Here is a 14,158-nt window from a genome sequence, read left to right as displayed (position 1 = left end):
TCAGTCCTTCGGACGCGCGGTCGGGTGGTGCTTGCCGCGGTGCACCTCGTACAGGCGCACGTGGCCCGGCCAGGCAGGGTCGTTCTCGATCGGCAGATCGTCCATGAAGTGACGGATGACGTGGGCCAGCTGACCCGGGTGACTGAAGTTGATCGCGTGGGCGGCGCCCTCGAGCATCACGACCAGCACGTGACTGTCGGTCTGGCTGGCGATCTCGTCGACGCGGTGCGCGTGGGGGAGGAGCGGGTCGCGCTGGCCCAGCACGACCAGCGTGGGGATGCGCATCTCGAGCAGCCGCTGCAGTGACGGGTACTGGGTGAGCGAGCGGAACATCCGCATCGTGCTCGGCACGCCGAACCGCACATAGTCGGGCACGGCGACGCGCGCCATCTTCACCGGCTCGCGTGGCGCATCCTGTGAGAGCTGCTTGATGGCACGGCGCAGCGGCTGGTTGAAGAGCCCGCCCGCCGGGGAGACCAGCACCGCACGGTCGATGCGCTCCGGGAAGCGATGCGCGAACTCGATGATGACGGGGCAGCCCATCGAGTTGCCCACGAGCGTCGCCTTCTCGACGCCGCGGTCGTCGAAGAAGTCGACCGCGGCGCGCGCGAGATCGGGGATGTCGAGCATGTCCCGACGCTTGCCGCTGCGCCCGAACCCGGGAAGGTCGGGGACGTACGTGTGGAACTCGTCGGCGAGCCGCTCCGCCGTCGGCAGGAGGTAGCGGCCCGAGAGTCCGAATCCGTGCACGTGCGCCATGACGCGCTCGTCCTTGGTCGGATTCGGCGACTCGCGGTAGAAGACGTCCACGCCGTCGATGCGCGTCCACTTCTCGGCGAGTGCCGACGCGGGTCGCCGCGGGAGCTTGCGCTCGCCCGGCTCGGGGATCGGCTTACGGCTGCTCATGGCGGCTCCTGGAGGGCATGGAACAGTTCCACCCTCAGTCTGCCGCGACAGAGCGATCGGGGAACAGTAGGGCGCGCAGGAGCGCGTCGTGCGATCTGAACGAAACCGCGCTTGCGGAGGCGCCCTGGGCTCAGACGAACCGCACCCAGTTGGCCCCGCCGCCCGTCTCGATCCGCTGGAGCAGCTCGAGACGATCCTCGTCCACCGCGTAGAGAGCGACGTGGGTCGAGCGCTCGCCCGCCGCGACCAAGTAGGCGCCGTCGGGACTGATCGCGAAGCCGCGCGGCTGGGCCTCGGTCACCGTGAAGCTCGCCGCTGCCGACACCGACCCATCGGCCGACACGGATGCCGCGCCCAGGGTGCTCTCCGTGCGTTCCGTCGCCCACAGCCATCGGCCGCCGGCGCCGAAGTGCAGGTCTGCGCCCCAGATGAGGTGCTCTGCCCGCGGATCGGCGCCGAACCGGCTGTGCGTGAGCCCCTTCGACGGATCGAACACGGATGCTGCGCCCGCGAGCTCGAGCGTTCCATCAGCGGTGTCACGGGCGAAGTGAAGGACTTCGCCCGAGAACTCCGTCAGGACGTACACCGCGTCCTGCGCCTCGTTGAGCACGAGGTGGCGAGGACCGCTGCCCTGTGGCGCGGCGACCGTTGCCGGCTCGAGCGGCTGCAGTGAGAAGTCGTCGCCGATGGCGTACTGCGCCACCAGGTCGGCGCCGAGCGAGACGAAGTACGCGAACCGGCCGTCGGCGCTCGGCAGCACCGAGTGCAGGTTGGGGAACTCGATCCGCGACACCGGCTCGCCGACGACCCCGTCGGTCACCGGTGCGACGATCCCGTATCCCCCGCCGTACGACACCCCGAGAAGGCCGGAGCCGTCGCGCGTGAGCGCCAGGTAGTTCATGCCGCCGCCGACCAGATCCGCGCGGGAGACCTCAGAAAGCCGGCCCGTCGCGCGATCGAGCCGGAGCGTCACGATCCCGGCAGGTTCACCCTTGACGCCGGCGTAGACGAGGTCGCGCCCCGCATCCACCGCGAAGGTGGAGCATCCGTTCAGTCCTTCCGTCACCGCGAGCCGTTCAAGTGAACCGTCCGAGAGTCGGAACGTGCTGATGCTGCCATCTCCGGCATTGGCCACGAGTACGAGAAGCGATTCGGTCACCCCTCGATCGTAGGCGTGGCGATGCGTCGGCTCTCAGACATGAAGGAAGCCCCGAATCATCGGAGATTTCCTCTATGGAGGGGATGACGGGAATCGAACCCGCACCATCAGTTTGGAAGACTGAGGCTCTACCATTGAGCTACATCCCCGTGCGCCCGCGGACGGGCACCGACCAATCCTATTACATCGCGAAGGTCTTCCCGTTCCGACCCGCCCTCAGACGCGCGGCCGAGCGAAGGGCCGGTCATGGAACGCACGGGCAGGCAGGTCGTCGAGGCGCTCGTCGCCACACTCAACGCGGGCGAAGTCGCGGGCATGGACGACGTGTTCCACGCCGATGCCGTCATCGAATGGCCCCAGTCGGGGGAGCGCATCGTCGGCGCCGAGAACCGGCGCGCGATCTACGGCGCGTTCCCGCAGCTTCCTGCGATCTCGCCGCGGCGCCTCACCGGTGACGGCGATCTGTGGGTGCTCGAGGCTGATCTCGACTACGGCGACGGCGATCCGTACCAGACGGTCTTCGTCTTCGAGCTGCGCGACGGACTCATCGCCAGGGAGACCGCGTACTGGACGAAGCCGTTCCCGGCGCCCGAGTGGCGGGCGGGCTGGGTCGAGCAGATATAGGGCGGCGCAGGAACGTCTCTGGCAGGTCGGCTAGACTTCTCGGGGCCGAAAGGCGCACGCACGCGTGCGAACCCGCCCGGGGCGTAGCTCAGCTTGGTAGAGCGCCCGCTTTGGGAGCGGGAGGCCGCAGGTTCAAATCCTGTCGCCCCGACATTCGGAATTCCGAACCCAGACCTTCAACCGCCGCGGCCTCGCGCGGTCCGATAGAGGAGAAGTACAGGCATGGTGAACAGCACCGTCGAGAAGCTCAGCCCGACCCGGGTGAAGCTGCACATCACGGTCAGCCCCGACGAGCTCAAGCCGTCGATCAAGCACGCGTACGAGCACATCGCGCAGGACGTGCAGATCCCCGGCTTCCGCAAGGGCAAGGTGCCCGCGCCGATCATCGACCAGCGCATCGGCCGTGTCGCGGTGCTCGAGCACGCCGTCAGCGAAGGCCTCGACACCTTCTACCGCGAGGCCGCCGCCGCTCACGAGCTGCGTGTGCTCGGCCGCCCGTCTGCCGAGGTCACCGAGTGGCCGAACGAGAAGGACTTCTCGGGTGACCTCGAGGTCACCGTCGAGGTCGACGTGCGCCCCGAGTTCGACCTGCCGTCCTTCGAGGGCACGACCGTCGAGGTCGACGCCGTCGAGGTCGACGAGGCCGCGATCGACGAGGAGCTCGACCGCCTCCGCGGCCGCTTCGGCACGCTCGTGACGGTCGACCGTCCGGCCGCCGGCGGCGACTTCGTCGAGCTGGACCTCGTGGCCGCCATCGACGGGGCCGAGATCGACCGCGCCGAAGGCGTCTCCTACGAGGTCGGCTCGGGCGAGCTGCTCGAGGGCATCGACGAGGCCATCGACTCGCTCACCGCCGGTGAGGACACCACGTTCCGCTCGAAGCTCGTCGGCGGCGACCACGCCGGCGAGGAGGCCGAGGTCTCGGTGACCGTCAAGGCCGTCAAGGAGCGCGAGCTGCCCGAGGCCGACGATGACTTCGCTCAGATCGCCAGCGAGTTCGACACCATCGCCGAGCTGCGCGACAGCCTGAAGGAGCGCGTCGGCCAGCAGGGCGCGTTCACGCAGGGCTCCGCCGCGCGCGACAAGCTCATCGAGACGCTCCTCGAGCAGGTCGAGATCCCCGTGCCGCCGCAGCTCATCGAGGACGAGGTGCACAACCACCTCGAGGGCGAGGGCCGTCTCGAGGACGACGTCCACCGCGCCGAGGTCGCCGAGGCCAGCGAGAAGCAGTTCAAGACCCAGATGCTGCTCGACAAGATCGCCGAGACCGTCAACGTCCAGGTCTCGCAGGACGAGCTCACGCAGTACCTGGTGCAGTCGGCGGCGCAGTACGGCATGGCTCCGCAGGACTTCGTGAACGCCCTGCAGGAGGGCAACCAGCTTCCCGCCATCATCGGCGAGGTCGCCCGCAACAAGGCCCTCGCGGTCGCCCTCGGCAAGGTCAACGTCGTCGACACGAACGGCAAGCCCGTCGACCTCAGCGGCTTCGTCGCGACGGAGGACGAGGAAGAGGTCGTTGCGGAGGCGGAGGAGATCGCGGATGCCGCGGCCGACGCCGACGCCGTGATCGAGGCCGAAGAGGCCGAGGCTGCGGAGAAGCCCGCCAAGAAGGCTCCCGCGCGCAAGCCCGCAGCGAAGAAGGCCGCCGCCGAGGGTGAGCCCGCTGCCGAGAAGGCTCCGGCCAAGAAGCCGGCCGCCAAGAAGGCTCCGGCCAAGAAGGCCGCCGACGCCAAGTGACGCTCGTCTCGGTCGACTGACCGACTGATGGAAGAGGACGGATGCCGCGGCATCCGTCCTCTTCTGTCATGCGTCCGCTCTGCCCAGGGCGAACACGGGCGGGTCGTTCGCGGGGCGCCGGTAGATTCGATGGCGACCCAAGGAAACAGGAGTACACATGGCCGAACCACTTGTCGCGACCAGCGTCTTCGACCGGCTGCTGAAGGACCGCATCATCTGGCTGGGGTCGGAGGTGCGTGACGACAACGCCAACGAGATCTGCGCGAAGATCCTGCTTCTCGCCGCCGAGGACTCCGAGAAGGACATCTACCTCTACATCAACTCACCGGGTGGCTCGATCACGGCCGGCATGGCGATCTACGACACCATGCAGTTCGTGCCCAACGACATCGTCACCGTCGGCATCGGCATGGCGGCCTCGATGGGCCAGCTGCTGCTGACCGCGGGCACCAAGGGCAAGCGCTACATCACGCCCAACGCCCGCGTGCTCCTTCACCAGCCGCACGGCGGCTTCGGTGGCACCGCGAGCGACATCCAGACGCAGGCGCAACTCATCCTCGACATGAAGAAGCGTCTCGCCGAGATCACGGCGAAGCAGACCGGCAAGACCGTCGAGCAGATCAACGCCGACGGCGACCGCGACCGCTGGTTCGGTGCCGAGGAGGCGCTCGAGTACGGCTTCGTCGACCACATCCGCGAATCCGCGACCGACGTCATCGGCGGCGGCGGCACCGCCACCGACAGCTGAGCCCGAAGGCGAAAGAGAGAGAACCCGGAATGCAGACCCCCACCTTCGGAGCGGCAGCGCCCCAGGCGCTCCAGATGCCCGGCAGCCGCTACATCCTGCCGCAGTTCGAGGAGCGCACGGCCTACGGCTACAAGCGCCAGGACCCGTACAACAAGCTGTTCGAGGACCGCGTCATCTTCCTGGGCGTCCAGGTCGACGATGCGTCGGCAGACGACGTCATGGCCCAGCTGCTCGTGCTCGAGTCGCAGGACCCCGACCGCGACATCATCATGTACATCAACTCGCCCGGCGGCTCGTTCACGGCGATGACGGCGATCTACGACACCATGCAGTACGTGTCGCCGCAGATCCAGACGGTCGTGCTCGGCCAGGCCGCATCGGCCGCCGCCGTGCTGCTGGCTGCCGGCGCGCCCGGCAAGCGCCTCGCGCTGCCGAACGCGCGCATCCTGATCCACCAGCCCGCCGTCGGCGAGGCCGGACACGGTCAGGCGTCCGACATTGAGATCCAGGCGGCCGAGATCCTGCGCATGCGGACGTGGCTCGAGGAGACGCTCGCGAAGCACTCGAACAAGACGCAGGCCGAGGTCAACAAGGACATCGACCGTGACAAGATCCTCTCCGCGGAGGAGGCGGTCACCTACGGCCTCGTCGACCAGGTGCTCACCACGCGCAAGCGGGGTCAGCAGGCTCTGACGAAGTAGGCCTTCCGCACCCCGTGGGCACAGATGAGCGCCCCGCCGCCCGGCCAGCCGGGTGGCGGGGCGCTTGCGTGCGGGGCGCGGGTTCTCTGTCCGCGAACTCCGTGTCGTCCACAACGTGCGTCGCAATGCCCGCGCATGTCGGCGTCAGCTATTAGGCTCGGAGGACAGCTGGGGGGCTTGCCCCCGACGTACGAGGAGGAGCGGCATGGCACGCATCGGTGAGAGCGCCGACTTGTTCAAGTGCTCCTTCTGCGGCAAGAGCCAGAAGCAGGTGCAGCAGTTGATCGCCGGCCCCGGCGTCTACATCTGTGACGAGTGCGTCGAACTGTGCAACGAGATCATCGAAGAGCGCATGGCCGAGTCGTCGTCCGGCGTCGTCGCCGACTTCGATCTGCCGAAGCCCCGCGAGATCTTCGCCTTCCTCGAGGAGTACGTCGTCGGGCAGACCGACGCCAAGCGCGCGCTCTCGGTCGCCGTGTACAACCACTACAAGCGAGTGCGCGCGCACGGAACGATCCAGTCGGCCGAACAGCGCGCCGACGAGATCGAGATCGCCAAGAGCAACATCCTGCTCCTCGGCCCGACGGGCTGCGGCAAGACCTACCTGGCGCAGACGCTCGCAAAGCGACTCAACGTGCCGTTCGCCGTCGCCGACGCCACGGCGCTGACAGAGGCCGGCTACGTCGGCGAAGACGTCGAGAACATCCTCCTCAAGCTGCTGCAGGCGGCCGACTTCGACACGAAGCGCGCCGAGACCGGCATCATCTACATCGACGAGGTCGACAAGATCGCGCGCAAGGCCGAGAACCCGTCGATCACACGCGACGTCTCGGGGGAGGGCGTGCAGCAGGCGCTGCTGAAGATCCTCGAGGGCACCGTCGCCTCGGTTCCTCCGCAGGGCGGCCGCAAGCACCCCCATCAGGAGTTCATCCAGATCGACACGACGAACGTGCTGTTCATCGTGGCGGGCGCGTTCGCCGGTCTGGAAGACATCATCTCCTCGCGCGTCGGCAAGCACGGCGTCGGCTTCGGCGCCTCGCTGCACCGCAAAGACGAAGACCTCAACCTCTTCGGCGACGTGCAGCCGGAAGACCTGCACAAGTTCGGCCTGATCCCCGAGTTCATCGGCCGTCTCCCGGTCGTCGCCTCGGTCTCGCCGCTCGACCGCGAGGCGCTCATGGAGATCCTCACCGAGCCGAAGAACGCGCTGGTGAAGCAATACCACCGGATGTTCGAGCTCGACGGCGTCGCGCTCGAGTTCGACCGTGAGGCGCTCGAGGCGATCGCCGACCTCGCGGTGGCACGCAAGACCGGTGCGCGCGGCCTTCGCGCGATCCTCGAGGACGTCCTCGGCCCGATCATGTTCGAGATCCCCTCGACCGACGACGTCGACAAGGTCATCGTCACGCGAGCGGCCGTCGACGAGGGCGCGCCCCCGACGCTCGTGCTTCGGGAGAAGCGCAAGAGCGCCTGATCCGGGTTCCACCGCCGCGGGAGCTCAGGCGTGAGCGACGTCGTCCCCGATCTCGAGGGTTTCTGCGGTGTCGTCAGCGCCCGGCGCGGCGACCAGGTGCTCGGCGATTGGGCGGTCGGTCTTGCCGACCGCACATCGGGTGCGCCGAACACCTCCGAGACGCGCTTCGGACTGGCGAGCGGCACGAAGACCTTCACAGCCCTCACGACGCTCTCCCTCATCGGCGACGGCGTCCTGCGTCTCGACACCCGCGCGCGAGAGCTCCTCGAGCGCGACCTGCCGCTGATCGCCGACGATGTCACCATCGACCACCTGTTGAGCCACACCTCCGGCATCGGGGACTACCTCGACGAAGAGATCGACGCGCTGGCGCCCCTGAGCGTGCCCGTGCAGCAGCTCGACTCCACGCCCGCCTACCTGCCGACGCTGGAGGGGTTCCCGACGAAGTTCCCGGCGGGGGAGCGGTTCTCGTACTGCAACGGGGGCTACGTCGTGCTCGCGGTCATCGCCGAACGCGTGGCGGGCATCCCGTTCGCCGACCTGGTGCGGGCACGCGTCTTCGAGCCGGCGGGCATGGGCGCTTCCGGCTTCCCGCGCTCCGACCGGCTTCCGCCCGGTACCGCAACCGGCTACAAGGAGGACGGCCGCACCAACGTGTTCGAGCTCCCGGTCGTCGGGTCGGGGGACGGAGGAGCGCACTCCACCGTCGGCGACCTGCACCGCTTCTGGCGGGCGCTCCTGAACGGCCGCATCGTCGATCCCTCGCTGGTGGCACTGCTCACCGAGCGTGTCACCGACGACGCCGGAGACGGACTCGGCTACGGCCGAGGGGTGTGGCTCGATGACGATGACCTCATCATCGTGGGTGGCGACCACGGCGTCGTGGCGGCCAGCCGGCATCACCCGCCGACCGCGACCACGGTCACCGGTCTCGCGAACGTCGAGGTGCCGACCTTCGCCCGCGTCCGCGAGCTGATGCGCGCGGTCAAGAGGAACCGTGTCGTAGCCGCCGAGTAGTTTTCGGGCCATGCCCACGGTCCTTCCCTTCTCGATCCACGTGCCCGAGGCCGACCTCGCCGATCTGCGGGAGCGTCTCGTCCGGTTCCGACCGCTCCCGGACTCACCACGGCGGCCGACCTCGGGCATGAGCGCGCAGTACCTCGGGGAACTCGTCGAGACCTGGCGCGCATGGGATTGGCGCGCACGTGAGGAGTGGCTGAACACCCACCCGCAGTTCCTCGCCGACATCGGCGACACCACGGTCCACTTCGCGCATCTTCGCTCGGCGCGCGCCGACGCCCCGGCGCTTCTCGTGATGCACGGCTGGCCGCACACCTTCGCGCTGCAGCTCGACTTCGCCGATCTGCTGCCCGACTTCCACGTGGTCGTGCCGAGCTTCCCCGGCTTCGGGTACTCGACTCCCTATGCCGACGGCCCGATGACAGAGACCCGGTTGGCCGCAACGATGCATGCCCTCATGACCGAGATACTCGGCTACACCGCCTACCTCACCTACGGCGAGGACGTCTCCGCGAACGTCAACGATCTGATCGCGGGATCGCACCCGGAGGCGGTAGCGGGAGTCGTGGTCACCCACTCGCACTTCCCGTCGATCGCGGAACGTCCCGGGCTCACCGCTCCCGACGAGGTCGCCTTCTTTGCGCGCCTCGATCGGTGGGGAGGTGCCAACGGCGCGTACGGGCACGTGCAGGCGACGCGCCCCGATACGCTCGCAGCCGCCCTGAACGACTCGCCGGCAGGGCTGCTCGCGTGGCTGGCGGAGAAGCTCGTGGAGTGGAGCGACACGCCCGAAGGCGACCCGGAGGCCGTCGAGCGCAGGATCTCGCGGGACCGCATCCTGACCGAAGCCATGATCTACTGGACGACCCAGAGCATCGGCACATCGTTCCGCCCGTACTACGAGGGCGCCGACCAACCCGGCGAGATGCCGCAGGTCGAGGTTCCCGCATCCGTCCATATTCAGCGTCATGAAGGCGACTACCCCGAATCGCTTGCTCGACGGTTCTACCTCGACCTGCGTGTGTTCGAGCGACTCGACGAGGGCGGGCACTTCGCGATCGCCGAAGTGCCCGCCGTCATGGCCGAGCGGGTGCGCGCGTTCGCGCGCGAGATCGACCTGCTGTGAGGATCGGTTAGTCCGCCAAGCCGCGCCGCGCCAGGAGGGGCTCGATCTCGGCGTCCCGCCCGCGGAAGTCGCGGTAGGCCTCGAGCGGATCCTTCGATCCGCCCACGCCGAGCAGCCTCGCGCGGAACCGGTCGCCATTCTCGCGGCGCAACCCGCCGTTCTCGCGGAACCACTCCACCGTATCGGCGTCGAGTACCTCGCTCCAGATGTACGAGTAGTACCCGGCGCTGTAGCCGCCCGAGAACACGTGGGCGAAGTACGTCGACGAATACCGGGGGGGAACGACCGGGCTGTCGAGGCCGATGTCGGCGAGAGCCCGCGCCTCGAAGTCCGCGACATCGATGTCTGCCGCGGCGGCGTCCACCGACAGGGAGTGCCATGCCTGGTCGAGCCATGCCGCAGCGAGGTACTCGCTCGTCGCGAAGCCCTGGTTGAAAGCCTCTGACGCGTGGAGCTTCTCGACGATCTCGGCGGGGAGCGGCTCGTCGGTGTCGATGTGGCGGGCGTACGACGCGAGGATCTCGGGCCAGTAGATCCACATCTCGTTGACCTGGCTCGGGAACTCGACGAAATCGCGGTAGACGTTGGTGCCCGCGAAGTGCGGATACGTGACCGTCGCGAACAGGCCGTGCAGGGCGTGGCCGAACTCGTGGAACAGCGTGGTCACCTCGTCGAGACTGAGCAGCGTCGGGCGTCCCTCGGCCGGCTTCGGGACGTTGAGGTTGTTGACCACGATCGGCTGGGTGCCGCGCAAACCCGACTGGAGCACGATCGAATTCATCCACGCGCCCCCGCGCTTCGTGTCGCGTGTGTAGAGGTCGAGGATGTAGAGCCCGAGAGCCGACCCGTCCGGGTTGTGGATCTCGAAGACGCGTGTGTCGGGGTGGTAGCCGCCGAGATCGGGGCGCTCGGTGAACGTGATGCCGTACAGGTCCGTCGCGGCGCGGAACACGCCGTTCTGGAGCACCCGCTCAGCTTCGAACCAAGGCCGGAGCGCAGAGCGGTCGAGATCGTACTCGGCGGCCCGCACCTTCTCGGTGTAGAACGCCCAGTCGTGTGCCTTCAGAGCGAAGGGCGCGGGACCGGCGTCGACGATGGCCTGCAGCTTCGCCTGCTCGCGACGGGCGTTCCGTGCCGCCGGAGTGGCGAGCTGGCGCAGCAGGTCGTGGACAGCCGCAGGCGAGCCGGCGGTCTCGTCGGACGTGATGTACGCGGCGTGCGAGTCGTAGCCGAGCAGGGCGGCCCGCTCGGCACGCAGGCGCACGATCTCGAGCAGCGTCGCACGGTTGTCGTTGTCGTTGCCGCGCGATCCACGGGAGCGGGATGCCGCGAGCAGGCGAGCACGCGACTCCCGATCGGTCAGGCTCGCCAGGTAGGGGTGGCCGGTGAACAGGGTGAGGGAGACGACCCACTTGCCCTCCAGCCCGCGATCCGCGGCGGCCCGCGCGGCCGCGGAGAGCTCGCCCTCCGCGAGCCCATCGAGCTCGGAGGCATCGTCGAACACGACGGCCAGGTCGTTGGTGTCGGCGAGGAGGTTCTTCTCGAACTGCGTCGTCAGGGTGGAGAGTCGCTGGTTGAGCTCCGTGAGGCGCTTCTTCGCCTCATCGTCGAGCCCGGCGCCGGCATGGGCCATCTCGGTGTGGTGGCGCTCCACGAGGTAGCGCTGCTCGGGTGTCAGGCCGAGCTCGTCGAGCTGATCGTGGATCGTCTTGATGCGCCAGAACAGCGCGGAGTCCAGCTGGATCGAATCCTGGTGCGCCGACATGAGCGGCGCCAGCTGCTCTTCGATCTCCTGGATCTCGGGTGTCGCGTCGGCCGAAGACACCGTGTAGAACGTCCGCGCGATGTCGCCCAGGAGTCGTCCGCTCTCTTCCAGCGGCACCAGGGTGTTCTCGAAAGTCGGCATCGATCGCACGCGCGTGATCGCCGACACCTCTCGCGTGTGATCCGCGAACGCCTGCTCGAACGCCGGCAGATAGTGCTCGGGGCGAATGGCCGCATACTCGGGAAGCCCGTACGGCAGCGTGCTGGGGGACAGGAGCGGGTTGTCGTTCGGCATGGCGTCCAGCCTAGTCACGCGGCGGGGCATGCCGAGAGACGTTTGCAAAGACATGATTGCAAAGTGCGCGTTGCAAAGAACTTCTTGCAAAGAATGCTTTGCATCGCTAATCTCGAGTCATGGCAGAGAACGAGACACCGCAGACGGACGACGCAGCCGCCCGTACGGAGGAGCGCCACAACCAGGACCGCGTCCTGGACTCCGGCGCCCTCCGGGCCCTGGCGCACCCGCTCCGCGTGAAGATCTACGACATCCTCAGCCAGTACGGTCCGCAGACGGCGAGCTCGCTCGCGGAGCGCCTGGGGGAGTCCAGCGGCTCGACGAGCTACCACCTTCGCGCTCTCGCCAAGCAGGACCTCATCCGCGAAGCCGAGGACCGCGGCACCGGCCGTGAGCGCTGGTGGGAGCGCCCCGTCGGGGGCGTGTCGTTCGCCAACCCCGACGCGATGGCGACGCCCGCGGGCCGGGCCGCGACGCAGGTCGTGATGAACGAGTTCCTGCGCAACCGCAACGACCAGCTGCTCGACTTCGTCAACCGGGGGATCGGCGGCGAGGACGCGATGTGGCAGGAGGGCACGCTGATATCCACCGCCACCGCTCGCCTCACGCCCGAGCAGAGCAAAGACCTGGCGCTGAAGATCATGGCGCTCATCGACGAGACCGTCGACAACTATCGCAATCAGACCGGCGAGAACGTCCGCCCCGTCACCATCCGGGCCGACCTCTTCCCGCTCCCGCAAATAGGAGGACAGTCATGACCGCCATCACGGCAGACGAACTCGCGGCACGTGGGTTCCGGGCATCCGCCACCCGATTCGACCGCGCGCTGCTGCGCGCCGCATCCGCCCTCGACGCGTACGTCGTCGCACGCGTCGAGAAGCGAGACGACGCCCAGGAGCGTCGCGCACTGAGCGCGCAGGCCGCCGCGAGCGGCGCTCGGCGCGAAGCCGAGGCGCGCGCCGCGATGGGGATGCTGCCGCGATGAGCGAAAGCGTCGACACGGCGCAGCGGGCCGGATCGCCGGTCGGGCGGGCACGCAGGGTCCCGCTCGGCCGCGATTTCGGCAAGCTGTGGACCGCGGCCGCCTTCAGCAACCTGGCCGACGGCCTCGGGCGGGTGGCGGTGCCGCTCATCGCCACCACGCTCACCCGCGATCCGCTCGCGATCGCGGCGATCGGGGCGCTGGCGTTCCTGCCCTGGCTCGTCTTCGGCCTGCCCACGGGCATGATCGTCGACCGCTTCGACCGCCGATGGATCATGGCGATCGCGAACGGCATCCGCGGCCTCGCGGCCGTCGGACTGGCCCTCCTCACCGTCACGGGGGCGCTCGACATCTGGTGGCTGTTCGCCGGCGTTCTGGTGTTCGGCCTCGGTGAGACCTTGTTCGACAACGCGACCAACGCGATCGTCCCGAGCGTGGTGAAGCGCCCTGCCCTCGACCGCGCGAACGGCTGGCTCCAGGCCGCTCAGATCACCATCGACAGCTTCATCTCGTCGCCGATCGGCGGTGTGCTGTTCGCGATCTCCCTCGCGCTCCCGCTCTGGGTGGGCGCAGCCGGCTACCTCATCCCGATCGTGCTCGCGGTGATGCTTCCGCTGTCCGCGGCCCGTCCCCTCCACGATGTGCACGCCACATCGGTGCGGGCCGAGGCGGCAGTGGCCGCCGGTGACCCGCTGGCCGCTTCCGAGGAAGCAGCCGAGAAGACCGCGGAGACGGATGCTGCGACCGCGGCGCGTCCGAACGTCTCGGCGGGTGACGCCTTCGCGTACCTCTGGAACCACCGGTTCCTGCGCTCGATGGTGATCTTCACCTCGATCGTCGGGTCGGCGTTCGCGTTCGCCCAGGCGCCCGTGTACCTGTACTTCCTCGACGTGCAGCACGTGCCCGCCGCAGCCATCGGCGTGGTCACCGCCGGAATCGGGCTCGGCGCGCTCGGCGGATCGCTGGTGGCACCCTCGCTCGTCGCGACCTTCGGCCGTGGCCCGGTGATGCTCGCGGCGAACGTCGTCGCGGCGCTCAGCCTCGCCGCGGTGTGGGCGGCACCCGAGGCGATCACGGGGACGATCGCCTACGGCCTCATGGCCGCCGCCGTGTCGGTGTGGAACGTGCCGTGGGGCGCGCTGCGTCAGACGATCGTGCCCGGCCACATGTTCGGCCGCGTGCTGGGGATCAGCCGCACCTTCACGTGGGGCATCTTCCCGTTCGCGACGCTCCTGGGCGGATGGGTCGCCCGCATCGACCTGCGACTGCCGTTCCTCATCGCCGCAGGTCTGACGCTCGTCGCGACCCTGTTCGCTGTGCGGCTGCTCCTCTCGGCGTCGCAGCACGACGCGCCGGAGGAATGAGCCCGAGTCTTACGCGAAGCCGTCGTCCGGATCGTGCCGGACGACGGCTTCGCCGTCGGCGTCCAGCGACACGATGACCCCCGTGTCGAGCTCGGCGATCGGCTTCCCCTCCAGCCACGTGAGCGTCCAGCGCGGACGCGGCTGACCGAGCTGGTCGCCGGGGATCGTCTCGTCGACGGAACGGATGCCACGCACCAGCGCGGCGGGGACGGCCTTGGGCGGTTCGTCTCCCGAGGTCCAGCGTGTTCCGAGCTGCAT

The 14,158-nt window shown here is 68.6% G+C and carries 14 protein-coding genes and 2 tRNA genes; 11 read left to right on the top strand and 5 right to left on the bottom strand.

The genetic code is table 11. The annotated features are described in order from the left end of the window. The 3 genes from ACEYYH_RS11220 to ACEYYH_RS11210 all read right to left on the bottom strand — a co-directional run bounded on the left by ACEYYH_RS11220 (nucleotide 1) and on the right by ACEYYH_RS11210 (nucleotide 2,214). Nucleotides 1-906: an alpha/beta fold hydrolase gene (locus ACEYYH_RS11220; RefSeq protein ID WP_116193214.1), complete on the bottom strand. Its 906-nt coding sequence runs from the start codon at nucleotides 904-906 to the stop codon at nucleotides 1-3. A 130-nt stretch (nucleotides 907-1,036) separates the two neighbouring features. Next, the gene (locus ACEYYH_RS11215) at nucleotides 1,037-2,065 is read right to left on the bottom strand and encodes a lactonase family protein (RefSeq protein WP_374974497.1); all 1,029 of its coding nucleotides are present in this window, start codon (nucleotides 2,063-2,065) and stop codon (nucleotides 1,037-1,039) included. Between the two features lie 75 nt (nucleotides 2,066-2,140). Further along, nucleotides 2,141-2,214, bottom strand: a tRNA-Gly gene (locus ACEYYH_RS11210). Between the two features lie 97 nt (nucleotides 2,215-2,311). On the opposite strand from ACEYYH_RS11210, the gene ACEYYH_RS11205 reads away from it, so the two are divergent. The 8 genes from ACEYYH_RS11205 (at nucleotide 2,312) to ACEYYH_RS11170 (ending at nucleotide 9,495) form a co-directional block, all read left to right on the top strand. Further along, entirely contained in the window at nucleotides 2,312-2,689 is a 378-nt protein-coding gene (locus ACEYYH_RS11205; protein WP_374974496.1) for a nuclear transport factor 2 family protein, read from the top strand. A 77-nt stretch (nucleotides 2,690-2,766) separates the two neighbouring features. Continuing rightward, nucleotides 2,767-2,840: transfer RNA gene (locus ACEYYH_RS11200), tRNA-Pro, on the top strand. 71 nt (nucleotides 2,841-2,911) lie between these two features. Further along, the gene (gene tig / locus ACEYYH_RS11195; protein ID WP_374974495.1) at nucleotides 2,912-4,426 is read left to right on the top strand and encodes a trigger factor; all 1,515 of its coding nucleotides are present in this window, start codon (nucleotides 2,912-2,914) and stop codon (nucleotides 4,424-4,426) included. Nucleotides 4,427-4,583: 157 nt separating this feature from the next. After that, the gene (locus ACEYYH_RS11190) at nucleotides 4,584-5,174 is read left to right on the top strand and encodes an ATP-dependent Clp protease proteolytic subunit (protein WP_374974494.1); all 591 of its coding nucleotides are present in this window, start codon (nucleotides 4,584-4,586) and stop codon (nucleotides 5,172-5,174) included. A gap of 29 nt (nucleotides 5,175-5,203) precedes the next feature. Next, nucleotides 5,204-5,875 carry an ATP-dependent Clp protease proteolytic subunit gene (locus ACEYYH_RS11185; RefSeq protein WP_310291089.1) on the top strand — a complete coding sequence of 224 codons (672 nt, stop codon included), beginning with the start codon at nucleotides 5,204-5,206 and terminating at the stop codon, nucleotides 5,873-5,875. Nucleotides 5,876-6,080: 205 nt separating this feature from the next. Beyond that, nucleotides 6,081-7,349: an ATP-dependent Clp protease ATP-binding subunit ClpX gene (clpX, locus tag ACEYYH_RS11180; protein ID WP_374974493.1), complete on the top strand. Its 1,269-nt coding sequence runs from the start codon at nucleotides 6,081-6,083 to the stop codon at nucleotides 7,347-7,349. Between the two features lie 30 nt (nucleotides 7,350-7,379). After that, a complete protein-coding gene (locus ACEYYH_RS11175; protein ID WP_374974492.1) occupies nucleotides 7,380-8,366 on the top strand; it encodes a serine hydrolase domain-containing protein in 987 nt (328 codons plus the stop codon). 10 nt (nucleotides 8,367-8,376) lie between these two features. Beyond that, nucleotides 8,377-9,495, top strand: a complete 1,119-nt coding sequence (locus tag ACEYYH_RS11170; protein ID WP_374974491.1) for an epoxide hydrolase family protein — start codon at nucleotides 8,377-8,379, stop codon at nucleotides 9,493-9,495. A 7-nt stretch (nucleotides 9,496-9,502) separates the two neighbouring features. Here ACEYYH_RS11170 and ACEYYH_RS11165 read toward each other — a convergent pair whose 3' ends face one another. Next, a complete protein-coding gene (locus ACEYYH_RS11165; protein ID WP_374974490.1) occupies nucleotides 9,503-11,554 on the bottom strand; it encodes a M3 family metallopeptidase in 2,052 nt (683 codons plus the stop codon). Nucleotides 11,555-11,673: 119 nt separating this feature from the next. Between ACEYYH_RS11165 and ACEYYH_RS11160 the strand changes: the two genes are divergently transcribed. From ACEYYH_RS11160 to ACEYYH_RS11150, 3 genes are read left to right on the top strand one after another with little or no spacing between them, the layout of a single operon-like run. Then, nucleotides 11,674-12,312 carry an ArsR/SmtB family transcription factor gene (locus tag ACEYYH_RS11160; RefSeq protein ID WP_374974489.1) on the top strand — a complete coding sequence of 213 codons (639 nt, stop codon included), beginning with the start codon at nucleotides 11,674-11,676 and terminating at the stop codon, nucleotides 12,310-12,312. After that, entirely contained in the window at nucleotides 12,309-12,539 is a 231-nt protein-coding gene (locus ACEYYH_RS11155; protein ID WP_374974488.1) for a hypothetical protein, read from the top strand. The genes ACEYYH_RS11160 and ACEYYH_RS11155 overlap by 4 nt, the downstream gene beginning before the upstream one ends. Beyond that, a complete protein-coding gene (locus tag ACEYYH_RS11150; protein WP_374974487.1) occupies nucleotides 12,536-13,900 on the top strand; it encodes an MFS transporter in 1,365 nt (454 codons plus the stop codon). The genes ACEYYH_RS11155 and ACEYYH_RS11150 overlap by 4 nt, the downstream gene beginning before the upstream one ends. 9 nt (nucleotides 13,901-13,909) lie before the next feature. On the opposite strand, the gene ACEYYH_RS11145 is transcribed toward ACEYYH_RS11150, so the two are convergent. After that, nucleotides 13,910-14,158, bottom strand: coding sequence for a hypothetical protein (locus ACEYYH_RS11145; RefSeq protein ID WP_116193228.1), 249 nt, complete (start codon nucleotides 14,156-14,158; stop codon nucleotides 13,910-13,912).

The sequence above is a fragment of the Microbacterium trichothecenolyticum genome, assembly GCF_041938625.1.
GTDB lineage: Bacteria > Actinomycetota > Actinomycetes > Actinomycetales > Microbacteriaceae > Microbacterium > Microbacterium trichothecenolyticum_D.
This window is presented reverse-complemented; position numbering and strand designations above follow the sequence as displayed.